Source organism: Pilimelia columellifera subsp. columellifera, from assembly GCF_039532605.1.
Classification (GTDB): Bacteria; Actinomycetota; Actinomycetes; order Mycobacteriales; family Micromonosporaceae; genus Pilimelia; species Pilimelia columellifera.
In genome coordinates, this window is the sequence record NZ_BAAARY010000006.1 from 117,480 (window position 1) to 142,523 (window position 25,044).

At 71.2% G+C, this 25,044-nt stretch carries 27 protein-coding genes and 1 tRNA gene; 21 read left to right on the forward strand and 7 right to left on the reverse strand.

The features are described 5' to 3' along the window. Positions 1 to 90 precede the first annotated feature (90 nt). Positions 91 to 927 carry an SDR family NAD(P)-dependent oxidoreductase gene (locus ABD287_RS09335; RefSeq protein ID WP_344171264.1) on the forward strand — a complete coding sequence of 279 codons (837 nt, stop codon included), beginning with the start codon at positions 91 to 93 and terminating at the stop codon, positions 925 to 927. A 23-nt stretch (positions 928 to 950) separates the two neighbouring features. Here ABD287_RS09335 and ABD287_RS09340 read toward each other — a convergent pair whose 3' ends face one another. Continuing rightward, entirely contained in the window at positions 951 to 1,823 is an 873-nt protein-coding gene (locus tag ABD287_RS09340; RefSeq protein ID WP_344171266.1) for a hypothetical protein, read from the reverse strand. Positions 1,824 to 1,930: 107 nt separating this feature from the next. Next, on the reverse strand, positions 1,931 to 2,290 hold the full coding sequence (gene trxA / locus ABD287_RS09345) for a thioredoxin (protein ID WP_344171268.1): 360 nt from the start codon (positions 2,288 to 2,290) through the stop codon (positions 1,931 to 1,933). A 136-nt stretch (positions 2,291 to 2,426) separates the two neighbouring features. Here trxA and ABD287_RS09350 point away from each other — a divergent pair, with 136 nt between their 5' ends. From ABD287_RS09350 to ABD287_RS09400, 11 genes are all read left to right on the forward strand, one after another. After that, a complete protein-coding gene (locus ABD287_RS09350) occupies positions 2,427 to 2,843 on the forward strand; it encodes a thiol-disulfide oxidoreductase DCC family protein (RefSeq protein ID WP_344171270.1) in 417 nt (138 codons plus the stop codon). Between the two features lie 443 nt (positions 2,844 to 3,286). Then, a complete protein-coding gene (locus ABD287_RS09355) occupies positions 3,287 to 3,859 on the forward strand; it encodes a TrmH family RNA methyltransferase (RefSeq protein ID WP_344171373.1) in 573 nt (190 codons plus the stop codon). A 16-nt stretch (positions 3,860 to 3,875) separates the two neighbouring features. Continuing rightward, positions 3,876 to 4,565, forward strand: coding sequence for a DUF6758 family protein (locus ABD287_RS09360; protein WP_344171272.1), 690 nt, complete (start codon positions 3,876 to 3,878; stop codon positions 4,563 to 4,565). Between the two features lie 140 nt (positions 4,566 to 4,705). Further along, positions 4,706 to 4,864: an HMG-box domain-containing protein gene (locus ABD287_RS09365; RefSeq protein ID WP_344171274.1), complete on the forward strand. Its 159-nt coding sequence runs from the start codon at positions 4,706 to 4,708 to the stop codon at positions 4,862 to 4,864. Positions 4,865 to 4,872: 8 nt separating this feature from the next. Then, on the forward strand, positions 4,873 to 5,748 hold the full coding sequence (locus tag ABD287_RS09370) for a PH domain-containing protein (RefSeq protein WP_344171276.1): 876 nt from the start codon (positions 4,873 to 4,875) through the stop codon (positions 5,746 to 5,748). A gap of 48 nt (positions 5,749 to 5,796) precedes the next feature. Beyond that, the gene (locus ABD287_RS09375) at positions 5,797 to 6,411 is read left to right on the forward strand and encodes a MarC family protein (RefSeq protein ID WP_344171278.1); all 615 of its coding nucleotides are present in this window, start codon (positions 5,797 to 5,799) and stop codon (positions 6,409 to 6,411) included. Further along, positions 6,408 to 7,169 (forward strand): molybdate ABC transporter substrate-binding protein, encoded by a 762-nt coding sequence (modA, locus tag ABD287_RS09380; RefSeq protein ID WP_344171280.1) that lies wholly within the window; start codon positions 6,408 to 6,410, stop codon positions 7,167 to 7,169. The genes ABD287_RS09375 and modA overlap by 4 nt, the downstream gene beginning before the upstream one ends. Continuing rightward, entirely contained in the window at positions 7,166 to 7,960 is a 795-nt protein-coding gene (locus ABD287_RS09385) for an ABC transporter permease (RefSeq protein ID WP_344171282.1), read from the forward strand. Before modA ends, ABD287_RS09385 begins: the two co-directional genes overlap by 4 nt. Then, complete coding sequence (locus ABD287_RS09390; RefSeq protein ID WP_344171284.1) at positions 7,957 to 9,015, forward strand: sulfate/molybdate ABC transporter ATP-binding protein; 1,059 nt, start codon at positions 7,957 to 7,959, stop codon at positions 9,013 to 9,015. The genes ABD287_RS09385 and ABD287_RS09390 overlap by 4 nt, the downstream gene beginning before the upstream one ends. A 170-nt stretch (positions 9,016 to 9,185) precedes the next feature. Further along, on the forward strand, positions 9,186 to 10,037 hold the full coding sequence (locus tag ABD287_RS09395; RefSeq protein ID WP_344171375.1) for a RecB family exonuclease: 852 nt from the start codon (positions 9,186 to 9,188) through the stop codon (positions 10,035 to 10,037). Between the two features lie 31 nt (positions 10,038 to 10,068). Next, complete coding sequence (locus ABD287_RS09400) at positions 10,069 to 10,530, forward strand: DUF2231 domain-containing protein (RefSeq protein WP_344171286.1); 462 nt, start codon at positions 10,069 to 10,071, stop codon at positions 10,528 to 10,530. Between the two features lie 7 nt (positions 10,531 to 10,537). Here the strand turns inward: ABD287_RS09400 and ABD287_RS09405 are convergent, their stop codons facing one another. Next, a complete protein-coding gene (locus ABD287_RS09405; RefSeq protein ID WP_344171288.1) occupies positions 10,538 to 10,870 on the reverse strand; it encodes a hypothetical protein in 333 nt (110 codons plus the stop codon). A 64-nt stretch (positions 10,871 to 10,934) separates the two neighbouring features. On the opposite strand from ABD287_RS09405, the gene ABD287_RS09410 reads away from it, so the two are divergent. After that, positions 10,935 to 11,141, forward strand: a complete 207-nt coding sequence (locus ABD287_RS09410) for a hypothetical protein (protein WP_425565564.1) — start codon at positions 10,935 to 10,937, stop codon at positions 11,139 to 11,141. 21 nt (positions 11,142 to 11,162) lie between these two features. On the opposite strand, the gene ABD287_RS09415 is transcribed toward ABD287_RS09410, so the two are convergent. Beyond that, on the reverse strand, positions 11,163 to 11,552 hold the full coding sequence (locus ABD287_RS09415; RefSeq protein ID WP_344171290.1) for an FmdB family zinc ribbon protein: 390 nt from the start codon (positions 11,550 to 11,552) through the stop codon (positions 11,163 to 11,165). Between the two features lie 59 nt (positions 11,553 to 11,611). Continuing rightward, a complete protein-coding gene (locus ABD287_RS09420) occupies positions 11,612 to 12,250 on the reverse strand; it encodes a 5-formyltetrahydrofolate cyclo-ligase (protein ID WP_344171292.1) in 639 nt (212 codons plus the stop codon). Between the two features lie 149 nt (positions 12,251 to 12,399). On the opposite strand from ABD287_RS09420, the gene ABD287_RS09425 reads away from it, so the two are divergent. The 6 genes from ABD287_RS09425 (at position 12,400) to ABD287_RS09450 (ending at position 18,520) form a co-directional block, all read left to right on the forward strand. Further along, positions 12,400 to 14,490, forward strand: a complete 2,091-nt coding sequence (locus tag ABD287_RS09425) for a GGDEF domain-containing protein (RefSeq protein ID WP_344171294.1) — start codon at positions 12,400 to 12,402, stop codon at positions 14,488 to 14,490. Positions 14,491 to 14,655: 165 nt separating this feature from the next. After that, on the forward strand, positions 14,656 to 15,543 hold the full coding sequence (locus tag ABD287_RS09430) for a UTP--glucose-1-phosphate uridylyltransferase (protein WP_425565570.1): 888 nt from the start codon (positions 14,656 to 14,658) through the stop codon (positions 15,541 to 15,543). Then, positions 15,540 to 16,802 carry a molybdopterin molybdotransferase MoeA gene (locus ABD287_RS09435; RefSeq protein ID WP_344171298.1) on the forward strand — a complete coding sequence of 421 codons (1,263 nt, stop codon included), beginning with the start codon at positions 15,540 to 15,542 and terminating at the stop codon, positions 16,800 to 16,802. Before ABD287_RS09430 ends, ABD287_RS09435 begins: the two co-directional genes overlap by 4 nt. Next, entirely contained in the window at positions 16,802 to 17,476 is a 675-nt protein-coding gene (locus tag ABD287_RS09440) for a GNAT family N-acetyltransferase (RefSeq protein WP_344171300.1), read from the forward strand. The genes ABD287_RS09435 and ABD287_RS09440 overlap by 1 nt, the downstream gene beginning before the upstream one ends. A 170-nt stretch (positions 17,477 to 17,646) precedes the next feature. After that, positions 17,647 to 18,363, forward strand: coding sequence for a divisome protein SepX/GlpR (gene sepX, locus ABD287_RS09445; protein WP_425565565.1), 717 nt, complete (start codon positions 17,647 to 17,649; stop codon positions 18,361 to 18,363). An 83-nt stretch (positions 18,364 to 18,446) separates the two neighbouring features. Continuing rightward, positions 18,447 to 18,520 (forward strand) — tRNA-Ala (locus tag ABD287_RS09450). 308 nt (positions 18,521 to 18,828) lie between these two features. Here ABD287_RS09450 and ABD287_RS09455 read toward each other — a convergent pair. Next, complete coding sequence (locus tag ABD287_RS09455) at positions 18,829 to 19,623, reverse strand: alpha/beta fold hydrolase (RefSeq protein WP_344171304.1); 795 nt, start codon at positions 19,621 to 19,623, stop codon at positions 18,829 to 18,831. A gap of 94 nt (positions 19,624 to 19,717) precedes the next feature. Here ABD287_RS09455 and ABD287_RS09460 point away from each other — a divergent pair, with 94 nt between their 5' ends. After that, complete coding sequence (locus ABD287_RS09460) at positions 19,718 to 20,473, forward strand: death domain-containing protein (RefSeq protein WP_344171306.1); 756 nt, start codon at positions 19,718 to 19,720, stop codon at positions 20,471 to 20,473. Between the two features lie 119 nt (positions 20,474 to 20,592). On the opposite strand, the gene ABD287_RS09465 is transcribed toward ABD287_RS09460, so the two are convergent. Then, positions 20,593 to 21,231 carry a peroxiredoxin gene (locus ABD287_RS09465; protein ID WP_344171308.1) on the reverse strand — a complete coding sequence of 213 codons (639 nt, stop codon included), beginning with the start codon at positions 21,229 to 21,231 and terminating at the stop codon, positions 20,593 to 20,595. A gap of 595 nt (positions 21,232 to 21,826) precedes the next feature. Between ABD287_RS09465 and ABD287_RS09470 the strand changes: the two genes are divergently transcribed. Further along, a complete protein-coding gene (locus tag ABD287_RS09470) occupies positions 21,827 to 25,006 on the forward strand; it encodes a M20/M25/M40 family metallo-hydrolase (RefSeq protein ID WP_344171310.1) in 3,180 nt (1,059 codons plus the stop codon). Positions 25,007 to 25,044: the final 38 nt, after the last annotated feature.

A 25,044-nucleotide genomic window follows, 5' to 3' on the forward strand; every position in this document is an offset into this window, starting at 1 on the left:
ACACGTCGTCCACGGGGCCGGTGTCAGCTACCCGACCGGGATTCGCTGTTGGCGTTGCCGCTGTCCTGTCGACCGGGCAGGATTCTCGGCATGGCTACTGACCGGACCCCCGTGACCCCTTCCGTCGTCTCCAGCCCTGCCTCGGACGACGCGCCCGGGGGCCGCTCACCCGATCGGTTGGACGGTCGGGTCGCCCTGGTCACCGGGGCCGGCAGCGCTGAGGGCATCGGGTACGCCACCGCCCACCGGCTCCGTGCGCTCGGGGCGAGCGTGGCGATCGTGTCGACGACGCGGCGGATCCACGACCGCGCTGGCGAGCTGGGCGTCACGGGTTTCGTCGCCGACCTCACCGACGAGGCAGAGGTGGGGGCCCTGGCCGACGCGGTGGCCGACCAGCTCGGCCCGGTCGAGGTCGTCGTCAACAACGCTGGCCTGGCCAGCAAGGCCAGCCCTGAGGTGCTGCGGCCGGTGGCTCAGCTCACCTACGACGAGTGGCGTGCCGAGATCGACCGTAACCTCAGCACGGCGTTCCTGGTCAGCCGGGCCTTCATTCCCGGCATGGCCGAGCTGGGGTGGGGCCGGATCGTGAATCTCGCGGCCACGGCCGGCCCGATCAACGCGCTGCCGGCTGAGGCGGGCTACGCCGCGGCCAAGGCCGGGGTGGTCGGCCTGACCCGCGCGCTGGCGATGGAGCTGGTCCCGGACGGCATCACCGTGAACGCGGTCGCGCCGGGCATCATCCACACTTCGTCGTCGACGCTGGTCGAGCTGAAGCAGGGGTTCGGCACTCCGATGGGGCGCCCGGGCACTCCGGAGGAGGTCGCCGCGGCGATCGGGTTCCTCTGCACGCCCGCGGCCTCCTACATCACCGGTCAGATGCTGGTGGTGGACGGCGGCAACAGCGTCGCCGAGGCGTCGTTCCGCTAGCCGGCCGCGGCGCCCGCCGGCCGTCAGGCCGGTGTGGTTTCCTCGCTGTCCGCGGCCCGTTGCCTGGGGATGGCGTCGACGATCGGCCGCGCCAGGGCGGCGTGCAGTCGGCGGAGACCGGCGTCCGAGCCGATGCTGTCCCGTTCGGCTGGGTGGGTGGCGTAGTGCCGTAGCGCCACCGCCAGGAAGGTCGGATCGACCCACAACCAACTGAGCGGGACGACGCCGGCCCGGCTGTCGGCTGCCAGCGGGAGCCGGCGCGTGCGCAGTCCGCTGGCCCAGGACAGGTCGATGTCATCCCAGGCGATGACCCGTTCCCTGGCTGCCAGCGCCGGCCGCAGCACCACGCCGTCCGGGGTCAGGGCGACCTGCGGCCCGCGCGTCGTCATCCATGCCACGAGGCCGGCGAGGGGGGCCATCAGGGCGAGCAGCCCGAGCCAGGTTCCGGGGCCGGTGGTGAGCCCGTCGCCGTCTGGCGTGAACGGGAGCACGCCGACGCCGACGGACAGGTACCCGAGCGCCAGGACCGCCACCCATGGTGTCGGGAGGACGATGAAGCCCGGGCCGGCGCTCCAGCCGCCCGGCCACGGACCGGGCGCCAACGCGAACGTCGACGGCGGGGGCTCGCCGCGCAGCCTGCCGGCCATCAGCCCTACCGGGATCGACGCCGCCAAGAGCGTCGCCCCGACCAGGCCGGACACTCCGAGCCATCCGGGCAGGTCCCAGGTGAGCGGGCGCAGCCACAGCTCGACGAGCAGCCGCAGCGCGACCGCCGCGACCGCCAGCGCGCTGCCAGCCGCCCAGAGCAGCGCCCAGTGGCGCAGCATCGTCACCGGGTCACGCAGCGGGGAGGCCGCGTGCCGGTTCTGTTGGTGGTGTGAGCTTGCCGTAGGCACGCCATGACGGTACGTCGGCAGTGACCCCGAACGGAATGGCCGGTTGGCTCGCCCTGACACCCGTACGCCCCTGTTTGTGCTCAGGCGCTGAGCCGGGCCGCTGCGGGTCAGCTCTTGGCGGCGATGCGGCTGCGCACATCCTCCATGTCCAGCTCACGGACCTGGGCGATGAGGGATTCGAGGGCTGACTCGGGCAGCGCCCCGGCCTGGGAGAAGACGACGACCCCGTCCCGGACAGCCATGATCGTCGGAATCGACCGGATGTTGAACTTGCCCGCCAGCGCCTGCTCCGCCTCGGTGTCGACCTTGCCGAAGACGATGTCCCCGTGCGCCTCCGCTGCCTTCTCGTAGATCGGGGCGAAGCGCAGGCACGGCCCACACCAGCCAGCCCAGAAGTCGACCAGGACGATGCCGCCCCGACCAGTGATCTCGTCAAAGTTGCCTGCGGTCAACTCCACGGTGGCCATGATTGTCTCCGTTCCCAGGCGGCGGGCCGTCCGGTGACGCGCCGTGTCCAGCAGAACGGTACCCAGGTTGTGGGCATTCCCTCGGTGTGATCAGCCTCAACTGTCCTTCGGGCTACCCGAGGCGCAGGATGGTCGTATGGACCCCACTTCCGCCCGTGACGTGCTCGTGTACGACGGCGACTGCGGCTTCTGTCAGTGGCTCACCGACCGGGCGTCGCGCTGGGTGCGCCCGGTGGCGGATTTCACCCCGTGGCAGCGCGCGGACCTGGAGCGGCTGGGCCTGACCGCGGACGAGTGCGTCGAGGCGGTGCGTTGGGTCGGCCGGGATGGACGCGTCGCCGCGGGTCCGGTGGCGGTGGCGCGGGCGTTGCGGGGCGCCACCGGACCCGCGGGCTGGGCGTTCCGGGCGCTGGGCTGGCTGTTGGAGCGACGGATGGTGCTGCCGGTCGCCTGGCCGGTGTACCGGTGGGTGGCGAACCGGCGGCATCTCATGCCCGGTGGCACGGCAGCCTGCGCGTTGCCGCCGCCTCCGCAGGGTCCGTCGACCGGCTGACCGACCCCGAGCGGCGTTCGGCAGGTCCATCAGGTTAACCCGTGAGTAACTCACCGTTATCGATTGAAGCGGCTCGGTTGAAGAATGCTCACGGTTTGATAACCGTATGTCAATCCATTGATCTGTCTATTGGCCCCGGCCTGCGGCTGGGGCAGACTCATCTGCATCAGAGCGTGGGCGGCGGGTGCCGGGGAGGGCCCCGCCGCTCATTGCGTCCGTCGAACATTTGACGGGTGATTCCCACTTCTGGCGCCGGGTGAATCCCGGCCTCGGCGGCCGTCCGATCGGTGCGATGTCGCATGTCGGTGACCGGGTGGCTGTCGGTACCGTCATCGCCCGTGACCCAGCACCGCGTCGACGACCCGGCCCGCCGCGACCACCCCGACGACCGGACCGGGACGGAGCGTCGCGTCGGCGTCGGCCCCTGGCCCGGCCCGTGGCCCGTGGATTCCCGCTACGATCCGGACCTCCTCGCCGCGGGCGACCGGCGCAACGTCGTGGACCGCTACCGCTACTGGCGCCTTGAGGCGATCGTGGCCGACCTGGACGCCCGGCGGCACGAGTTCCACGTCGGGATCGAGAACTGGCAGCACGACATGAACATCGGCACCATCGTGCGCGCCGCCAACGCGTTCCTGGCCGCCGAGGTGCACATCGTGGGCCGGCGCCGTTGGAACCGGCGCGGCGCCATGGTCACCGACCGGTACCAGCACGTCCGACACCACCCCGAGATTGCCGATCTGACCGCCTGGGCCGCTGCGGCGGGGTTGGCCGTCGTCGGGATCGACAACCTGCCGGGGGCCAACCCGCTGGAGCGGGTGACGCTGCCGCGGCGGTGCCTGCTGCTGTTCGGCCAGGAAGGGCCCGGCCTGTCCGAGGCGGCCCGACAGGGGTGCGACGAGGTGTTCTCGATCGCCCAGTACGGCTCGACCCGTTCGATCAACGCCGGTGTGGCCGGCGGCATCGCCATGCATGCGTGGATTCGCGCCCACGCTGCTCCGCCGGGGGCCGAATAAGCTGGTTCCGCTTGACGTGGCCACCCCGACGCCGCACCGTGAGGTGGTGGCGGTGGCAGTGAGTTGTCCGCGGTGCGGTGGCCCGGTTCGGGAGCCGGACCTCATGCACAGCGATTGGCGGTGCTCGGACTGCGGTTCGGTGGCGCCCCTGCACATCGCCGAGCACATCAACCAAAGCATCACCGAGTCGGTGAGCCAGCGGATCGCCCGCGGCGGCTCACGGATGCCGCTGTGGTCGCTGTGGCCACTGCCCACCGGGTGGACGGTTACCGGGGTGGCCTGGGTCGGCGACGAGCGCGGCGGCGTTCTCGGCACGGCGGTCGCCTGTAGCGGGCCGGGCCCGTTGGGCGACGGCCCTGGCGACATCCTGCTTGTCGCCGAGGAGCCTGGCCTGGGGCTGGGAACCCGCTTCGCCGGGATCCCGGGGCCCGATCCAGGGCCCTTCCTCGCCGACGTGATGACCGAGGCGCCGCACGCCAAGGTGAAGGCGGGCGGGCATCCGACACCGTTGTGGTCGGTGAATTCGCCCAAGGACCGCAGCGCCTTCGCCGGAGAGGCCCGGGGCGTGTGGCTGTACGCGGTCGCCTGGCCGGCCCAGGCCGGGTACCTGCTGGCTGACGACGTCGTGTTACATGATCTCGTGGAGCACACGCCATCGGAGTTGGTCTATGGGGCGCCGTCGCCGTACCTTCACGGAAGGGCCTGAACTACGCGCCGGGGCCACCTGGGCATCGGCGGGACGGGCTACTCATTGCGTCGATCGGGCCACATACGGCCATACTCTTGGTACGCTCAGTGGCAGCCGTGGAAGGGTTCCCGGCGCCTGATGGAGAGGGATGGACCCGGATGGTCAAGAAGGTCCTCACCTGGGGTGGGCTCGCCTTCCTCTTGTTCTTCGTGGCGTTCCGTCCCGAGTCGGCCGCCGAAGTCTTCAAGTCGATCGGCGCGGCTATCGGAGACATCGCCCAGGGTCTCGGTGAATTCTTCACCAACCTCGTCGCCTAGCGACAGCGATGACCACCCCTCCCGACGGGACGGCTGACGGCGCGAGCCGTCCCCGTCCCGGTGGCGAGCCGTCCGCCCGCGACGGCGGGCAGCAGCCCAACGACGACGGCGAGCGTCGCGAGCCCGGCCCGGGACAGTCCGGCGGCGACGGCGACGACAGCTGGCTCTTCGGCCTCGGCGCCACCGGCCGCGAGTCGGCCCGGTCGGAGCGGGAACGACAGGGCGTCCCGATCGGTGGTCGCACGTACGTCAAGCCGGAGTTCTCGCGTGAGGAGCTGGCCGGCCTGGCCGCCGGGCCCACCGTCGCGCCCCGTCGGGTGCTGCCGTTGGACGACGAGCCGAGCTCCCTGGTCGGGCGGTACCTCTTCCCGACGGAGCGCTACCGCGGCGAGTGGAAGCGGCACCCGATCCACCTCATCAAGCCGATCTCCATCGCAGCCGGCGCCACCCTCGCCCTGGGGTTCCTCTCCGGCCTCCTCGCCGGCGACGGGAACGAGAACATCACCGCCATCCTGTTCATCGCCTGGCTGGCCGTCATGGGCTGGGTCGGTTGGGAGGTCGTCGACTGGTTCTGTGACCGCTTCATCCTCACGAACAAGCGGGTCATGGTGATCAATGGGATCGTCACCCGCAAGGTCGCGATGATGCCGCTGGCCCGGGTCACCGACATGAAGTTCGGGCAGTCGCCGCTGGGTCGGATGCTGAACTACGGCACCTTCGTCCTTGAGTCGGCGGGTCAGGACCAGGCGTTGCGTGAGGTCAAACACCTGCCGAACCCCAACGAGCTGTACCTTCGCGTCGTCGAGGAAATGTACGAGCCGAACGCCGTCGAGGCGCGGCTCAGCAGCAGCAACGACGATGGGGAAGAGGACGACGGCATCTGAGCCGCCGGCCACGTCCCGTGGCTCAACGGCGGTAGGGAGCAGCAACCGGTGGACCTCAAACTGTTCGGTGAGGCGTTCGTCACCCTTCTGGTGATCATCGATCCTCCCGGCATGGTGCCGATCTTCGTGGCTCTCACCCGTTCGTTGCCGGTGCGCGAGCGTCTTCGCGCGGCCTGGCAGGCGGTCGCTCTGGCGTTCGGCGTCATCGTCATCTTCGCCGTCGGCGGACAGACCATCCTCGACTACCTGCATGTCGACCTGCCCGCGCTCCAGGCCGCCGGTGGGCTGCTGCTCATCCTCGTGGCGTTGGAGCTGCTCACCGGAAAAGCGGACGAGTCCGGTCAGCAGGCGACGTCGAACGTGGCGCTGGTGCCGTTGGGGACCCCGTTGCTGGCCGGCCCCGGCGCCATCGTGGCGACAATGCTGTTCGTGCAGCGTGCCGACGGCGGCGCCGACTACATGGCGATCGGCGCGGCGATCGTCGCGGCGATGATCGCGGTCTGGCTGGTGCTGCGGTACTCGAACCTGCTCGTCAGAGTGCTCCGACCGGGCGGCATCGAGGTGCTGACCCGGATCGCCGGCCTGCTGCTGGCGGCGATCGCGGTGCAGCTCATGGCCGACGCCATCGCCGCCTTCGTCACCGAGTACCAGGCCGGTCGATGACCGGACGGCCTCGACCCCGCCGGTGGCTGGCCGCCCCGCTTGCCGCTGTTCTCGCGGTTCCCGCGTGCGCTGCCGGCGGGGGACCCGAGGAGGTCATGGTGCTGGCGGCCTCGTCCCTCACCGAGGTGTTCGACCAGATCGGCGCCGACTTCGCCGCGGAGAACCAGAGCTACGCGGTCCGCTTCGCCTACGCCGGCAGCTCCGTCCTGGCGGCCCAGGCGCGCAACGGCGCCCCGGCGGACGTCATCGCCCTGGCCAGCGCCGCGTCGTTGGCGCCGATCCTCGATGAGACGACGCCGGAGAGCCGTGGGGTGACGTTCGCGCGCAACCAGCTCGTCATCGCCGTGCCGGAGGGCAACCCGGCGCGGGTGACCCGGCTGGCGGACCTCGGGCGCCCCGGGACGCGGGTCGCCCTCTGCGCCGAGCAGGTTCCGTGCGGGGCGCTCGCCGTGCGGGCGCTCGCTGCGGGCCGGGTCATCGTACGGCCAGTGACCCTGGAACAGGACGTCAAGGCAGCGCTGTCGAAAGTGGCGTTCGGCGAGGCGGACGCGGCGCTGGTCTACCGCACGGACGCCGCCGCGGCCGCGGACCGGGTCGACGCCGTGGAGTTCGCCGAGGCGTCCGACGCCGTGACGGACTATCCGATCGCCGTGCTCCGTGGGGCCCCGCATGCCGCAGGGGCCCGGGTGTTCGTCGACTTCGTCCTGTCCGAGTCGGGCCGACAGCGACTGCGGGCAGCCGGGTTCGGGCTCCCGTGACCGGCCGGCGGGTCGGCGGCGCGCCCCTGGCGCTGCTGGCGCCGGCGGCGCTGGGCGTGGCGTTCCTGGTGGGTCCGTTGGTCGCCCTGCTGGCCCAGGCGCCGTGGTCCACGCTGCCGCGGCGGCTCGTCGCCGCCGAAACGCTGGTCCCGCTGTGGCTGTCGTTGCAGACCGCGACCGTCGCCACCGCGCTGTGCCTCCTGCTCGGGGTGCCGCTGGCCTGGACCCTGGCCAGGGTGGAGTTTCCCGGCCGTCGGCTGGTGCGGGCGCTTGTCACCGTCCCGCTGGTCCTGCCCCCGGTGGTGGGCGGCGTCGCGTTGCTGCTGGTGTTCGGGCGCCGGGGCGTGGTCGGGCAGTGGCTGGAGTCACTCGCCGGGATCACCATCGCGTTCACCCCGACGGCGGTGGTGCTGGCCGAGACGTTCGTCGCCCTGCCGTTCCTCGTGCTCGCCGTCGAGGGCGCGCTCCGCGCCGCCGACCCCCGGTTCGAGGAGGCCGCCGCCACGCTCGGCGCCAACCGCTGGACGGCGTTCCGTCGCGTCACCCTGCCGCTGATCGCCCCCGGAGTGGCGGCCGGAGCGGCGCTGGCCTGGGCCAGGGCGCTCGGTGAGTTCGGCGCGACGATCACCTTCGCCGGAAGCTTCCCCGGTCGGACTCTGACGATGCCGTTGGCCGTCTACCTGGCGATGGAGCAGGACCTGGACGCCGCCCTGACGCTCAGCCTGGTCCTGCTCATCGTCTCGCTGGTGATCCTCGTCGCCCTACGTGGACGCTGGCTGGGTCGCGCATGACGACCGTTCTCGACGCCCAGCTGCGGGTCGACCGACCAGGGTTCCGGCTGGACCTCGCGTTCACCCTCGCCGCAGGCGAGGTCGTCGCCCTGCTCGGGCCGAACGGCGCCGGCAAGACCACGGCGTTGCGGGCGCTCGCCGGCCTGTGCCCGCTGACCGACGGACGGATCATCCTGGACGGTCGCGCCGTCGACGAGCCCGCCGCCGGCCGGTGGGTCCCGCCGGAACGTCGGCGGGTCGGGGTCGTGTTCCAGGACTATCTGCTGTTTCCGCATCTGACCACCCTGGACAATGTCGCCTTCGGGCTCCGGGCCGCGGGCGGATCGGCCCGGGACGCTCGGGTCGAGGCCGCCGGCTGGCTGGACCGGATGGGTTTGGCGACGTTGTCGGCCAGCCGGCCGGCGCGGTTGTCCGGCGGCCAGGCCCAGCGGGTGGCGCTGGCCCGGGCGCTCGCCCCGGCGCCGCGCCTGTTGCTGCTCGACGAGCCGATGGCGGCGCTGGACGTCGACGTGCGGGCCCGGACCCGGGCCGAGCTGCGTCGCGGGCTGGCCGAACATCCCGGGGCCACGCTGCTGGTGACCCACGACCCGCTGGACGCCCTCACCCTGGCCTCCCGGCTGCTCATCGTCGAGAACGGCCGGCTCGTCCAGTCCGGTGACGCCGCCACGGTCACCGCCCGTCCGCGCACCGAGTACGTGGCCCGCCTGGTCGGCCTCAACCTCTACCGGGGCCGGGCTGAGGGCGTCACGGTGCGGGTCGCCGAGGGTCTGGCCCTCACTGTCGCCGCTCCGGTCCACGGGGACGCGTTCGTGGCGATCTCCCCGTCCGCGGTGGCGTTGTACGCCGAGCGTCCCTCCGGCAGCCCGCGGAACTGCTGGCCGGCGACTGTGGTCGAGGTTCGCGGCCACGGCGACCAGCTGCGGGCGGAGCTGACCGGGCCGGTGTCCGTCGCCGCCGACCTCACCCCGGCGGCGGTGGCGCAGCTGCGGCTCGTCCCGGGGCTTCGGGTGTGGGTGGGGGTCAAGGCCGCCGAGACCCTGGCGTACCCCGCCTGAAGCGGCGCCGGGGTCGGCGTGCCGGCGCCAGCGGTGTCACACCGTGGTGTGAGGATGCTGCGGTGCCTGATTCCTCCCTCCCCGCTCCGGTCTCCCCACGGTCCGCCACCCCACGGTCCGCCTCCCCGCCGACGACGCCGCCGCGTCCACGTCAGGACGAGCAGCTCGGCATCTTCGGCGAGCCGCGGCGCCTGTTCGTCTGCACCCCCAGCAAGCTGAGCGCCTACACCGACTGCCCACGCCGGTACCGCTTCAGCTACGTCGACCGCCCGCGCCCGGTCAAGGGGCCGCCGTGGGCGCACAACTCGCTCGGCGCCAGCGTTCACAACGCCCTCCGGTCCTGGTTTGACCTGCCGCCTGGCCGCCGGATTCCCGAGGCCGCCGCGACGCTGCTCAAGGCCGGCTGGATCACCGACGGCTACCGGGACGCCGCTCAACAGCGCCTGGCGTTCCGCACCGCCCTGGACTGGCTGGAGTCGTACGTCGCGCGGCTGGATCCCGCCGCCGAGCCGGTCGGCGTCGAGCGCACCGTGGCCACCACCACCGCGACCCTCTCGGTACAGGGCCGGGCCGACCGGATCGACGAACGGGTGGGACCGGACGGCCGGCCCGAGGTCGTCGTCGTCGACTACAAGACCGGCCGGACCGGCCTGGACGCCGACGACGCCCGCGGGTCGCAGGCCCTCGCCCTCTACGCCGTCGCCGCCAGCCGGACCTTCCGCAAGCCCTGCCGCCGGGTGGAGCTGCACCACCTGCCGACGGCGACGATCGCCGCGCACGAGCACACCGTCGAGTCGTTGGAACGGCAGGTGCGGCGGGCGGAGCAGACCGCCGCCGACATCGTCGCCGCCGAGCGGTCGGTGGCTGGCGGCGATGACCCGGACCAGGTATTTCCTCCTAGTCCGGGCTCGTTGTGCGGTTGGTGTGACTACCGTCGGCACTGCCCGGAGGGGTCGGCCACGCCGGGTCAGGAGCCCTGGGCCGCCGTCGAGCGGGCGCTGACCGGGCCCGGGTCCGGCTGAGCCGGCCGCCGCTGAGCACGAAGGGCAGATCATGGATGAGATCATGGGCATTCCGACCCACCCGCTGGTGGTGCACGCGGCTGTCGTGCTGACGCCGATGCTGGCCCTCGCCGCGCTGGTATACGCGCTGGTCCCGCGGGTGCGTCCGGCGATGTGGTGGGCGGTGGCGGGTCTCGCGGTCGCCGCGCCGCTGGCCACCCTCGCGGCGACGTTCACCGGGGAACGCCTGGTCGCCTCGATGCCGGGGATCGAGACGTTGATCGGACCGCACGCGGAGGCCGGCGAGATCACCAGGAACCTCACCGGGCTGCTCGGCCTGGCGTCGCTGGGCCTGTGGCTGACGCACCGCGCCGCCGCCCGGGCGCAGGACCGACCGGCGCTCCGGTGGCAGGCGCTGGCCCTGACCGTCGTCGTGGTGTTGACCGCGGTGGCCGTCCTCATCTTCGTCGTCCGCGCCGGCCACTCAGGTTCGGACGCCGTCTGGGGCTCGTGACCGGAGGTCAGCCGACGAGCGTGGCGCCCCAGACGCAGAACAGGGCCAGGGTGATGACCGCGGCCGCCACGGCCATGAGCATCGTGAGACGGGACGCGCGCTGCTCCTGTTCGTCCAGGGCCGGGTGGTTCTGCGCGGGCAGCTGCCGCGGGGGCGGCGGCGGCGTCACCCATGGCGGGCGCCAGTGGGCGGGCGCGGGCATCATCGGCGGCGGTCCCGGGTAGCCGGCGGTCGGAGACTCGGGCGGGGCCGGTGTGGGCGCCGGGTCGGCCGGGCGCCCAGTCGCCGTTCCGCCGGTCGGGTCGGGTCGGCCCCAGGGCGAGTCGGGATCGGTGCTCATCGCCGCTGACGGTACCGCGGCCGGCGCTTCCGGGCGTTCAACTGCCGGCGGTAGGCTCCGGCCCGTGGGAAATGACGCCGAACACCTGCCGACGGCGCCGCCGCGCAGCGACGACGACCGCACCGTGGACCTCTCCGACGAGGGCCCGCTACTGCCGGACCAGACTGCTGACGACACTGACCACGGCTGGGGCGAGGCCGTGGGCCACGCCCGCCCAACCGGCGACCGCGACGACTGGCTGCTGGCCGAGCGTCCCCCGCACTGGGACTGACGGGTTCGCCGGAGCTGACCGTCAGGCTGTGGCCGCGCCGGCGGGCTTGGCCGAGCTGCCTGATCCAGACGATCCGCTCCCCGAGCCCGACGACGTCCCGCTGGCGGAGCTGGTCGACCCGGCTGAGCCGCCGGACGCGCCTGGGGCGGACTTGGAGCTGCCGCCGTCCGCGGCCGTCGCCCCTTTGGCGGCATCGTTCTTGCCGCTGGGGGCCGGTTCCGCGCTCGCAGCTTTACCGCGGCTGTCCGTGCGGTAGAAGCCGGATCCCTTGAACACCACGCCCACCGCCGAGAAGACTTTACGGAGCCGACCGGCGCATTGGGGGCATTCGGTCAGCTGGCCATCGCTGAACGACTGGACGGCCTCCAGCTCGTGTCCGCAGGCGGTGCAGGCGTACTGGTAGGTGGGCACTTTTCCTCCGTGGGCGAGCCAGCTGCCTGGCGCTCGTTCTCTTCTGGCTGGCACTCGTTCTATCCGAGTGCCAATGATGCGTCATCCCCCAGGGCGCCGTCCAACCGGACCAGGCCGGTCGCCGGGGTGACGGCGGCGGTGACCCGCCGGTCGTGGGCCTCAGCCGGGGCCCGGTCGAGCAGCTCGCCGTCGTGCAGCAGCGCGACGATCGGCACGCCGGGCCGGGCCCGGATCAGGGCCCGGTCGTACGAGCCGCCGCCACGGCCGAGGCGATGCCCGACGCGGTCGGCGGCGAGCGCCGGTGTGATGATGAGGTCGGCGTGGCCGATGGCGTGGCGGCCGAGCAGCGGACCAGTCGGTTGGCGTAGGCCGCGGCTGGCGCGGGCGAGCGGCTCGCCGGACCAGCGGGCCCAGTCGAGGTCGAGGTCGTCGCGGAGCACCGGCAGCAGCAGGGTGGCGGTGCCATCCATGCAGGCGGTGAGCAGGGCTTGGGGCAGATCCGGGCCGCCGGGCTCGTTGCCGACCGGCACGTAGGCGGCGACCGTCGTGGGCCGCCGGGTCTGGATGAGCGCGGCGACCGCCTGTGCCACCGCCAGCGCCGCGGTGGCGCGGGCGGCCGGGTCGAGGGCGCGGCGTCGGGCCAGGAGGTCGGCCCGGAGGGCGACTTTCGCGGCGAGGACCGCAGAAAGATCAGACAAGGGACACTCCAACCCAATTCGCCCATACTGCCCTGGTTGTGCAAGCATCGTCACCGACAAGCGGTGATGGCGTCGGCGGGCAGCGTAGCGCCCATGCCTCGGCTGCCAGCCGCTCACCGCCGGTGACGGCGTGTGGCGAAGGGAATCAGGTGAGCCTGCGCGGCCGGTTGACCACCGCGTTACTGCTGGTGCTGCTCGGGCCGGTCCTGCTCGGGGTGGTGTTCGTCGGGCTGACCGTCGGCGCCGTGGCGAACCAGCGGGTTGCCGAGCGGCTCGACCGGGCCAGGGCAGCCACCGTGACGTCGGTCGGCGCCATGTGCCGGCAACTGCACGCCGCCGCCGGCGCCGTGGCCGTCGTCGCCGACCCGGCAGCCCGGATGGCCGCCGCCGAGGAGCTGGTCGACGCCGGACTGACCAGCGCCGTCCGCATCGTCGACGCCGTCGGCGTCACCGTCCTCACCACCCGGCACGCGCCAGCCCCGCCCTGGGCGCCCTGCGCGGCCGAGATCGAGGCGCCCGCCAGCTACACCGCGTTGTCGGCCCGGGTGGAGCTGCGGGACCAGCGCGGGATCTCCCTTGGCGCGATCGTCGTCGCCCAGGTCGTCGACCGGGACTTCATCGTCCGGCTCGCCGCGGCCAGCGGCGCCGCCGTCACGCAGATCCGGGCCGACCCCGCTGGGCGCCTCACCACCGGGCACAGCACGGAGAGCCCTAGGTACCGTCCGGGCGTCCTGGCGGCCGCCCAGCGCGGCGCCGGTGGGGGCGGCGCCCACGAGGTGGACGGCCCCGCCGGCCTCCGCTACGTCAGCCACCTCGGGCCCGCGGACGGACAGCCGCTGCGGCTGCTGCTGTCCGTGCCGCAGGAGGAGACGTCGCTGCTGTACCCGGCGTTGGTCACGCTGGTGCTGGTCACCGGCGCCGGCTCGCTCATCGTCGCCTCCTGGCTGGCCCGCGACACCACCGGCCCGCTCGCCGCCCTCGCCGCCGCCGCCGACCGGTTCGCCGACGGCGACCTGGCGGCCCGGGTGCCGGTACGCGGCCACGACGAGGTCGGCCGCCTCGCGGCGACGTTCAACCGGATGACCCGCCAGACCGAGGCATACGTCGAGGCGCTCACCGCCAGCCGTGACCAGCTCCGTGGCCATCTGGAGATCCTCGGCGACACCCTCGCCAGCACCCACGACCTAGACCGGATCCTGCGCGTCATCCTGGAGGCCGCGATGGCCGCGACCAGCGCCCAGGCCGGAGTGGTGCTTCTGGTTGGCGAGGACGGGATGCTCGTCGGACGCTGCGCCGAGGGACTCGCCGGCAGGCTGCCGGGCCGTCCGGCCGACGCCGACGTGACCGAGCTGCGGATCCCCGTCGGCGCCGGTGTCCTCGGCGCGGTGGCCGCGACCGGGGCCTCCCGGCGCGGAGCCGACGGCGACGACCCGATCCTGCTCGCGCCCGACGAGCCACGCTGCCGCAGTTACATGGCGGTCCCGTTCTCCATGCGGGTGGCCGACGACCCCCCGGAGTCGCGGCTGGCAGTCGGCGGGGTGCTCGCCCTCTACGACCGGCTCGGCGCGGCCGAGTTCGACGACGCTGACATGAGCACCCTGCGCACATTCGCCGGGCAGGCGGCCGTCGCAGTGGACAACGTGCACGCCCACGAGGAGGCCCAGCGGCTGTCCCTCACCGACCCGCTCACCGGCCTGTGGAACTACCGCTACCTCCAGGAGTCGGCTCGGCGGGAGATCGAACGGGCGATCCGGTTCGACCGGACGCTGACCTTCCTCGCCCTGGACATCGACCGGTTCAAGAAGATCAATGACACCTACGGGCACGGCGCCGGCGACGAGGTGCTCACCGAGTTCGCCCGACGGCTGCGGCTGGGACTGCGGGAGGTCGACTCGGTGTTCCGCCGGGGCGGCGAGGAGTTCGTGGTGCTGCTGCCGGAGACCGACACCGACGGCGGGGAAGTGGTGGCCCGGAGGCTGGGGGCGCTGGTCCGCCAGGCGCCCATGACGGTGCACACCGCCGACGCCTCCGCGCCGGTCCGCATCCCGGTCACCACCTCGATCGGCGTGGCCGTCTTCCCCAGACACGCCGGGGGCGCCGCCGAGGCGTTGGGGGCCGCCGACCGGGCCCTCTACGACGCGAAGGCCAACGGTCGGGACACGTACCGGATCGCCGTCGAGCGCCCGGTGGTCGGCGCGTCGAGCGGGCCACGCCCGCCGCGACAGGCCGGTGGCCGTTAACCTCGGGGCATGTCGGAGCAGAACCAGCCCAGCGCGAACAGCCCCAGCACGAGCCGCAGCATGCGTCAGACGAGCCCCCCCGCCAGCGAGTCCGACGCAGGTCAGGCCGGCGGCCGGGCACAGCTGGGACGGCGTGCCGTCAAGGCCGTCATCCCCGCCGCGGGCATGGCCACCCGGTTCCTTCCCGCGACCAAGGCGGTGCCCAAGGAGCTGCTGCCCGTCGTGGACCGCCCGGTTCTCCAGTACATCGTCGAGGAGGCCGCGGCTGCCGGCATCGGCGACGTTCTGCTCATCACCGGGCGCGGCAAAACCTCCATGGTGGAGCATTTCGACCGGCAGCCCTACCTGGAGCAGCGGCTCGCCGAGAAGGGCGACACCACGCGGCTGGAGGCCGTCCGGCGGATCAGTGACCTCGCTGAGATCTACACCTGTCGTCAGGGCGAGCCGCTCGGGTTGGGCCACGCCGTCTCCTACGCCGAGTCGCACGTCGGGCAGGACCCGTTCGCGGTGCTCCTCGGCGACGAGTTCGTCGCCGAGAACGATCCACTGCTGCCGGCGATGCTCGACCTCCAGGCCCGCGCCGGCGGCATCGTCCTCGCGTTCATCGAGGTGGCGCCGGACGAGACGAGCCGATACGGCATCGGCTCCGTCGCTGCCGCCGCCGCCGAGCTGGCCGATCCCGACCACGAGGTCGTCCGGGTCACCGGCCTGGTGGAGAAGCCACCCCCGGCCGAGGCGCCGAGCAACCTGGCCGTGGTGGGCCGGTATGTCCTCCCTACCGGGATTTTCGACGCGATTCGTCGGACGAAACCGGGCAGCGGTGGTGAGATTCAACTGACCGACGCGATGGCGTTGATGCTGGCCGAAGGCGCGCCGGTGCACGGCATCGTCTACCGCGGCATGCGCTACGACACCGGCCTGCCGCTCGGCTACCTACAGGCGGTGGTGCAGTTGGCGTCCCAACGCGCGGACCTGGGACCGGAATTCCGGCAGTGGCTCGCCGAGTTCGTCGCCGGCGCGGGCGCAGCGTCCGCCGGGAAAGCCACCGGATGACCTACACGGCCGAGCCCGAGGCGACGCCGGGCGAACTGACGCCCCTGGCCGACTACCTGGGCAGCGTGCTGCGCAGACTCGGCGCGTTGCCTCCGCTCGACCTCGATCTCACCCAGGCGTACGGCAACGTGCTCGCCGAGGACGTCTACGCCCCGCACGACTACCCGGCGTTCGACCACGCCGCCATCGACGGCTACGCCGTCCGCTGGGAGGACCTGTCCTGCGGGGCACGGACCCGGCTCAACGTCGTCGGCGACATCGGCGCCGCCAGCTGGCGGCCGGTCCGGCTGCACCCCGGCGCCTGCTTCTCCATCGCCGCGGGCGCGGCGCTTCCGGTCGGCGCCGACGTCGTCGTCCCCAGTGACTGGACCGACCGCGGCATGGCGTCCGTCGAGATCTACCAGAGCCCCAAGCGGGGCTACGGCCTGCGCCGAGCCGGCGACGAGTTCCCCGCCGGCTCGCTGCTCGCCCGGGCTGGCGGCGACGTCTCCCCGGCGCTTGTCGCGGTGCTCGCGGCCACCGGCATCGGCCATGTCGTGGTCCGCCCAAGCCCGCGCGTGGTCATCATCGCCACCGGCGACGAACTCGTCGACGTCGGTCGGGTGAGCCAGCCTGGGCAGGTCGTGGACGTCAGCTCACACGCCCTCACCTCCGCCGCGGTGGAGGCCGGGGCGCTGGCATACCGGGTCGGGATCTGCGACGACGACCCCGAGGCGCTGCGTGGCCTGCTCGAAGACCAGGTGCTGCGTTCGGACCTCATCGTCACCACCGGCGGCACCGGCAACGGGCCGGGGGACATGGTGCGCCGCATCCTCTCCCGGCGCGACGGCGGACGCGGCGCCGTCAACTTCACCGAGGTCGCCGTCTACCCGGGCGCGGTCCTGGGCTTCGGCACCGTCGGCGCCGAGGAGGTGCCGGTGGTCTGCCTGCCCGGGGACCCCGGAATGGCGATGGTCGGCTTCGAGGTGCTCGTCCGCCCGGCCATCCAGCTGTTGGCGGGCGCGGAGCCGGTGTTCCGGCCGAGCGTGCGCGGGCACCTGTTGGAGACGGTCTCGTCGCCGTCGGGATTGCGCGAGTTCCGGCCGGCCCAGGTCGCGGAGCGGCGCGGCGGCGGCTACACCGTCCAGCCGCTGTCGGGTGGCCCGTACACGTTGGCGGGTCTGGCCGAGGCGAACGGCCTGCTGGTCCTGGGGGAGCGGGTGACGGCGGCGGCGGCCGGCTCGACCGTGGACGTGCTGCTGCTGCACCGCCGTCGCTGATGTTCGGTCCACCCCGGGCGCCGGGCTGGCCGGCTCTCCTGCGCGACGGCGATGTCCTGCTGCGGCCCTACCGGCGCGCTGACGCCGACGCCTGGGCAGGCGTCCGCCGAGACAGCGAGCAATGGCTGGCGCCGTGGGAACCCACCCCGCCGGGCCGGTGGTCCACCTACAACTCCACCCGGGCTTTCCACCGCCTGCGCCGCTCGCACAACCGCTCAGCGGCCACGGGCCGGAGCCTTCCGTTCGCCGTCGTCCTCGCCGACGACGGTGCCGAACGCCTGGTCGGCCAGCTCATCATCAGCAACATCGTGCGACGCGCGTTCTGCTCGGCGACGGTCGGCTACTGGGTCGACCACCGGGCGGCAGGCGGCGGCATCACCCCGACCGCTCTCGCGCTGGCCGTCGACCACGCCTTCGGGCCGGGTCGGCTGCACCGGATCGAGGTCAACATCAGGCCCGAGAACGTCGCCAGCCGGCGGGTGGTCGAGAAGCTCCGGTTCCGTGAGGAGGCGTTCCACCCCCGGTATCTCAACATCGACGGCGACTGGCGGGACCATATCGGATACGCCCTCACCGTCGAGGATGTGGAACCGGACGGCGGCCTGCTCGCTCGCTGGCACGCCGTCGTCGCTCAACGTCGACAGAAGTCGGCCGGAGGCGTCGCCGACCAGTGATCAGTCCGCGTGGCGTGCCGTCGGAAAACGGCACCGCACGTAGCCTCAAGGGTTGATGATGATGCGGTTGGCCATCTCATTGGCCGTCCCCATCGCCTGGCGTGCCCGACGCGCCATACACGACCACCTCGACGTTGCTGCGGACGTCGGATCGGTAGAGAGGGGTGGGGGTGCCGACCTCGGTGCTCCTCGCCGTCCTGGCCGCGGCCGGGTTGCTCGCGCTCGCGCCGGCGTTGGTTCGCCGGTACGACGCCACCGAGCGCCTGGTCGCGGAGCGGACGTCGTCGACGGCGCGAGTGCTGGACCGCACCCGCCGTCCGCGAACCGTGCCCGGCCGCCGTCCGATCAACCCGCCGCGCCACGGGGGGGTTACGCCGACGGCGGTTGATCCCCCGAACGGGGCGGCCCGGCCCTGGTGGCGCCGGTCCGACCGCGCTGGCCGCGCTCCCGCCGTGTACCGGCGGCGGCGGGTCCTGGCCGCCTTGATCCTTCTCAACCTGGTCGAGCTGGCTGGGGTGGCGCTCATCGGACCGGGGTTCTGGGTCGGCGTTGTGGTGACCGGCACGCTGCTGTTGATCTACCTCGGTCACCTGCGCAGCCGGGCGTTGCGCGCCCGTCGGGCCAGACGGGCCAGGGTCCGCGAACAGGCGTGGTTGGCCGCCCGGCAGGCCGAGGTGAGGCAGCGCCAGGCGGCCCGCGCGGCGGCGCGCCGGCAGATGCAGCGGCGGCTGGCCGCTGAGCGGGAGGCGCTGCGACGCAACGCCCTGGACGCCGACGCCGCGGAGTTGCCGGCGGCGGCCGGCGGGGGCTCGGTCTCCTATCGGCGGCTCAACGGTGTGCGCGGCCGGGCCTACGAGGCGGGCCGTCCCGGGTCCCGCCCGGCGTGAAGGTCGGCGCGGCAAGGCGCCGCGCCGACGCTGGGGACTGGTTCGCGTGCGCGTTCCTTTACCTGTTAGCCTGGATGCCGCAAGGGGCTGTGGCGCAGTCTGGTAGCGCACCTCGTTCGCATCGAGGGGGTCAGGAGTTCGAATCTCCTCAGCTCCACCCCAGAAGAAGGGCCGTTTCCCGTCTCAGGGACGGCCCTTTCTCAACCCCGTACAGCAGGGAAGCACAGCAACGAACCGCTACCATCCCAACTGCCCACCTCGAAGGCAGTTCGCTGCCTGCCGCGCGGTGAGTCTTCCACCGCTGTCTGGAATCACCGCCCCTGACTCTGGTCGTCTCGGGCGCTGACGATCCCTTTTCGATTCCCGCGCCGGGCGTGACCTGGCACAGCAAATCCCGTCAGCCGAGGCCGACGCCGCCAACGGCCGCCGTCCGGTCGTCCCGAGTTGAGAGCCCCGCGTGACGAGTCAGCGATTGAGACACTTCTCCAGCACGCGCACCCATGCGTGAGGCTGTTCCAGGTGCGCGTCATGGCCGGACTCAGGAATAACGATGTGCTGAACATCGTGGCGCGACGCCAGCATCCGTTGAACCTCGGCTGCCGCCAGACTGCCATTTTGACCGCAAACCAGCGCAGTGGGCGCCTTCACCCTCTGCCACTCATCCCATCGCGCCTCTTCCGCTACTGCGGCGATCGCGCCTTGCATGATCTCAGGCTCGAATCGGGGCCACAGTCCATCGGAGTGTTCCTCAAGATCCTGGGCCCACGACAGCGCAATCGGGGACGACCCGAGGAACTCAAACGCGGCTGACAGATCGGGAAACGGAACCGGCCAGGAAGCGAACCAATCTCCCAATTCCGCCGGGGAATGCTCGTCGCCCTCACCGCCAACCCCGGCCTCCAATAACACCAGCCCCCGCACCAGCTCCGGATACCATGCCGCTGCCAGCATCGCCGTGTGCCCACCCATCGACTGGCCGACCAGAAACACCGGCCCCCCACCGGCAAGCTGCTCCACGACGGCTACAACATCATCGACGTAAGCCCGACGCGAGACATCAGAGGGGCGACGCGTGGAGAACCCATGTCCACGCTGGTCCACCGCCACGACGCGGTAGCCCCGCCGTAGCAAGAACTCAGCCGTAGGCAGCAACTCTCGCGCGCTTCCGGCGAGGCCGTGAAGCAAGACGACCGACCTGCCTGACCCAGCGCAAAGGCAGGACAGCGAAACTCCATCCCGGTGCACCTCGATCCGCTCCACCCAGGCGTTGAACCCGGCCCCGTGGGCATCGTCAATCGCCGTTGTCCGAGTGCTAGGACATGGTCCTCTCGACGGTCGTGGTTAGCGTGCCGGGGTGTGGATATCGCCCGCGCTTTCCTTGTCGAGATCGATGCTCGGCAACCCGGAGCGCTCGTCGGACTGGTTCCTGCACGGTTCGCTCTGCTGGGGCGAGTTCTTCGCCGACAGCGATGTGGACTTCGTCGGCGTGTGGGCCACGGCGCCCGACCATGCTGTCTTGGCCGATGCCCACTACGCGACCAAGATCCAGCAGCCCGATGTCACCTTCGATGGCTTCCACTGTTCGCCGGGGGACCTGGCCGTCTCCGCCTTGACCCTCGGCCCGCGGCCGGCGTTCTTTCGAGGCGAGTTCGACCCGGACGGCGGGGTCGATATCAATCCCGTGACGTGGCACGAACTTTCCGAACGCGCCGTCGTGGTCCGCGGCGAGCTGCCGCCAGTCCACCTCGACTGGGCCGAACTTCGCGAGTTCACGCGCAACAACCTCGACACCTACTGGCGGTCACTCATCCCGCAGATTGAGGAAGGCGGTGTGACGGCGGTCGGCGAGCATGAGGCGGCCGTCGCATGGATCGTGCTCGGTGTCGCGCGCCTGCATCACCTGCTGGCCAAGGACGAGATGACCTCCAAGAGCGGCGCTGGTCGCTATATCGCGGCGGAATTGGATGGCTCCTGGCGCCAGCTTGCCCTCGACGCCCTGCGCATCCGCGAACACCCACAGGAGCACACCACTTACGCCAACATGTCCGACCGCGGCCAGCAAACCTACGACTTCCTCTGCTGGGCGATCGAGGACGGAATGCGCCGTTAGCGGTTCCGGCACTCCAACACCAGCGGCCCTGCTGGCGGATCGACATCGGTTCGCAGCGAGCGGTCAGGTCAGTCGGAATGGCCACTTCCCGCGGCTGGAAGTGGCCATTCCGATGGCCCTTATCTGTTGGGCTGGGGCGTCACGCGCAGGTACGGCTTGCGGGTCTCGAAGCCCTTGGGGAACCGCTGCCGCGCTTCGTCGTCCGAGAGGGCGACGGCGACGATGACGTCCTCGCCGTCTTTCCAGTCCGCCGGGGTAGCCACCGAGTACTGGGCGGTGAGCTGCAGCGAGTCGATGATCCGGAGGATCTCGTCGAAGTTGCGTCCGGTGGATGCCGGGTAGGTCAGGGTGAGTTTGACCTTGTTGTCCGGACCGACGACGAAGACCGAGCGCACGGTCAGGGTGTCGTTGGCGTTCGGGTGGATCATGTCGTAGAGATCGGCGACCTGGCGGTCCGGATCGGCGATGAGCGGGAAGTTGAGCGCGTGACCGGTGACGTCGGCGATGTCGCCGACCCAGGCGCGGTGGTCTTCCAGCGGATCGACCGAGACACCGATCACTTTGACGTTGCGCTTGTCGAACTCGGGCTTGAGCGCGGCGACCCGGCCCAGCTCGGTGGTGCACACCGGAGTGAAGTCCTTCGGGTGGGAGAACAGCACCGCCCAGCTGTCGCCCTTCCACTCGTGAAAGCTGATCGTGCCGTCGGTGGTGGGGGCGGTGAAGTCCGGAGCTTCGTCGCCCAGTCGCAGGGTGGCCATGGTGGTTCCTTTCGCTTTTCGTAACGGGGTTCCGGGCGGAACTTAGCGCGTTCTGCCGGCAATTACATCCTTTTGCTCGATTGGGCCCGGAAAGGCCAGGTCAGACTGGCTGCGCACGGCCTTGGGCGACCGATGTCCTGCTGGGTGTGATCGGGCGTGCGAGTCAGGATCGGGCGACTCGCCCTCATTGCTTCCAGGCGCAGAAAGTCGCTTGTCTTTTATTTCGGATTTATCGCAAAAGCCTTCCCAATCAACACGGATTTACTGGTGTGACGGTGCACACAGTCGTTGCTCTGACACGCGCCGTAGGGCCCTTGAGGCGCGGCTAGGAAATCGGTCGCGGTCGCTATCGACAAGGCTTGACGCCCCGTAGATGCATCGCCTTTACTCCTCACCTACTTGGCTTACTCGCAGCATCGACGCTCCAGCACGGCGTTCGGTTCCCAGAGGCGGCCGAGCGGCAGTACCCCCAACTCCGCGGGCCGACAGAAAGCGCCTATTTCCGTCAGTCCGGGAGCCCACTGTCGCCCACCGGCAGGTAGCGGTTTCCGCAACCGATCGTCCGGTGGTTCCCACCCCCATTGAAGGAGCGCCTGTGAGACGCAAAGCTGCGTGGGCAGCCGGAGCGGCGATCGCCGTGACCGGCGCCGTCGCTCTCACCGCACCCACGGTGTTCGCCGCGACCGGCAACGCCCCCACCCCCAACCCGCAGGGCCTCGCGCCCGCACTCATGGCCGCCAACGCCGCCGACCGGCTGATCTCCGCCAAGCCCGAGCTGTTCCTTAAGTCCGAGCAGGACGTCATGGAGCAGCGCTCGGTCGTTCGCGGCGACGACATCCAGTACGTGGCGTACGAGAAGACCCACATGGGTCTCCCGGTCGTCGGCGGCGACTCCGTCGTCGTCACCAACTCCCGCGGCGACGTCCTGGACACCCGGATCGCCCAGACCCGCGCCCTCGATGTCGCCACCGTTAAGGCCCGGATCTCGGCCGTTGCCGCTATCCGCACCGCACGCGGCGAGCTGAGGACGGTCGAGGGCGCAGGCAAGCCGCGCCTGGTCGTCGTCGCCGACGGCGCGGGCAAGCTGGCATACGAGGTTGTCGTTGACGGCGTTCTGGCCAACGGCGACGCTGCCCGCCTGCACGTCCACGTCGACGCCGACACCGGCAAGGTCCTCAAGGACCGGTCCTGGAACGAGATCGTCCACGGCACCGGCAACGGCGGCTACTACAAGAACGTCACCTTCGGCACGACCGGCTCTGGCGGCTCGTTCAGGATGGTCGACCCGCAGCGTCCGGGCGCCCAGTGCGGCGGCCAGGACGGTCAGGCGTTCACCAACACCTCTGACAACTGGGGCAACGGCAGCGGCACCGACATGAAGTCGGCCTGCGTCGACGCGATGTACGCCGCGACCAAGCAGTGGGACATGCTCAAAAACTGGTTGGGCCGGGACGGCGTCACCGGCACCGGCAAGGTGTTCCCGATGCGGGTCGGCCTCCAGCAGGTCAACGCCTTCTACAACGGGTCGTTCACCAACTTTGGCCATTCGCAGGACAATAAGCGCCAGCTCACCAACATCGACGTCGTGGCGCACGAGCAGGGCCACGGCATCTTCCAGAACACCCCAGGCGGCTCCGGCGGCGGCAACGAGGCCGGCGGCCTCAACGAGTCGACCGGCGACATCTTCGGCGCCCTGACCGAGTTCTACGCCAACGACCCGAACGACAAACCTGACTACGAGGTTGGCGAGATCGCCAACCTGGTCGGCAAGGGCCCGATCCGGGTCATGTACGAGCCGTCGAAGGTCGGCGACCCGAACTGCATGTGGACCGGCAGCGCCCCCGAGGTGCACGCCGGTGCGGGCCCGCAGAACCACTGGTTCTACCTGCTCGCCGAGGGAACCGACCCGACCAATGGTCAGCCCAAGAGCCCGACCTGCAACAACAGCAAGGTCACCGGCATCGGCATCGAGAAGGCCGGCAAGATCTTCATGGGCACGCTGAACCGGAAGACCTCCGGCTGGACCCACGCCAAGGCGCGCGCCGCCTCGGTCAAGACCGCCGCTGAGCTCTTCCCGAACGGTCGTGAGTGCAGTGTCGTCAAGGCGGCGTGGGACGGCGTCAAGGTCCCCGCGGCTGCCGGCGAGACCGCCTGCCCGGCGGCCGGCCCCGACGCCGGCGCCGAGCTGTCGTTGACACTGGCCCCGGCCTCGGCCGAGCTGAAGCCCGGCAAATCGATCGACGTCAAGGTCAGCGCGGCTGGCAGCGTCACCGAGGAGGTGACCCTGTCGGTGTCCGGCCTGCCGGCGAACGCCACCGCCACGTTCAACCCGACCACGGTCAAGGGCAACCAGTCGTCCACAATGACGCTGGTCACCACGGACAACACCCCGACCGGCGCCCACCCGGTCACGGTGACGGGCAAGTCCCGCTCCGGTGAGAAGACGGTTCAGTTCTCGCTGACCGTCGGCGCCGCGGGCCCGGGTCAGACCCCCGGCCCGACGCCGACCACGCCGGCCCCCGGTCCGGTCACGGTGCCTAAGATCGACACCGCGAAGGTCAAGGCGCACCTGCAGAAGTTCCAGCAGATCGCGGACCAGAACGGCGGCAACCGTCGCTCCGGCCGCGCCGGCTACACGGCCTCGGTGAACTACGTGGTCGAGAAGATGAAGGCGGCCGGTTACGACGTCACCACCCAGGCCTGCCCGAGTCCGGACTGCACCGGTGGCTCCAACGTGATCGCTGAGTGGAAGGGCGGCGACGCCAACCAGGTGATCATGTTCGGCGCCCACCTGGACGGCGTCGCCGCCGGCCCGGGCATCAACGACAACGGTTCCGGTTCGGCGACCATCCTCGAGGTGGCGCTGGCCCTGGCCGAGAAGAACCCGGCCATGGCCAAGCGGGTCCGCTTTGGCTGGTGGGCTGACGAGGAGCAGGGCCTCAACGGCTCCCGCTACTACATCAAGCAGCTCGGGGCCAACAAGTCGAAGATCAAGGGCTACCTGAACTTCGACATGGTCGCGTCGGTCAACGGCGGGTACTTCATCAACAACATCAACACTGAGCTGGGCAAGTCGTTCAAGGAGTACTACGACAAGGCCGGCATCCCGACCGAGGAGAACACCGAGGGTCGGAACCGTTCGGACGATGCCTCGTTCACCAACGCCGGCATCTCAGCCAGCGGTGTCGCGGCCGGCGCCAGCGCCACGCTGACCGCCGCCCAGGCGCAGAAGTGGGGCAAGAAGGCCAACGCGCCGCGCGACCCCTGCTACCACGCCGCTTGTGACACGATCAAGAACATCGATGACACGATCCTTGGTCACTCGGCGAACGCTCAGGTCACCGCGCTCTACAAGCTCGCGGTGAGCGCCACCTCCGCGCCGGAGCCGGGTCCGTCCAACCCGCACCCGAACCCGCAGCCCGGCGGTCGCACCTTCGAGACCGTCACGGCTTCGAAGATCTACGACCACCTGACGACCTACAGCCGGATCTCCGTCAACGGCGTCGAGGGCAACGCCAACGCGACCGTCTCGGTCAAGATCAAAGCTGCGCATGCCTGTGCCCAGGACCTGCGCATCGAGCTGTGGTCGCCGGAAGGCCGTAGCTACAACCTCCAGAGCTCCCGCTCCACCGCAGGCGACTGCGCGTCGTTCGGCAGTCGGACGTTCGAGGCCCGGGGCGTCACGTCCCGCGCCAACGGCTCCTGGGAGTTGCGGATCAGGGACGACTACCGCAACGACGAGGGCACGCTGACCGGCTGGACCATCACGCTCTAGTCAGTCCGCTACCGCTCCTCACGCATCGGGCCCGGTGA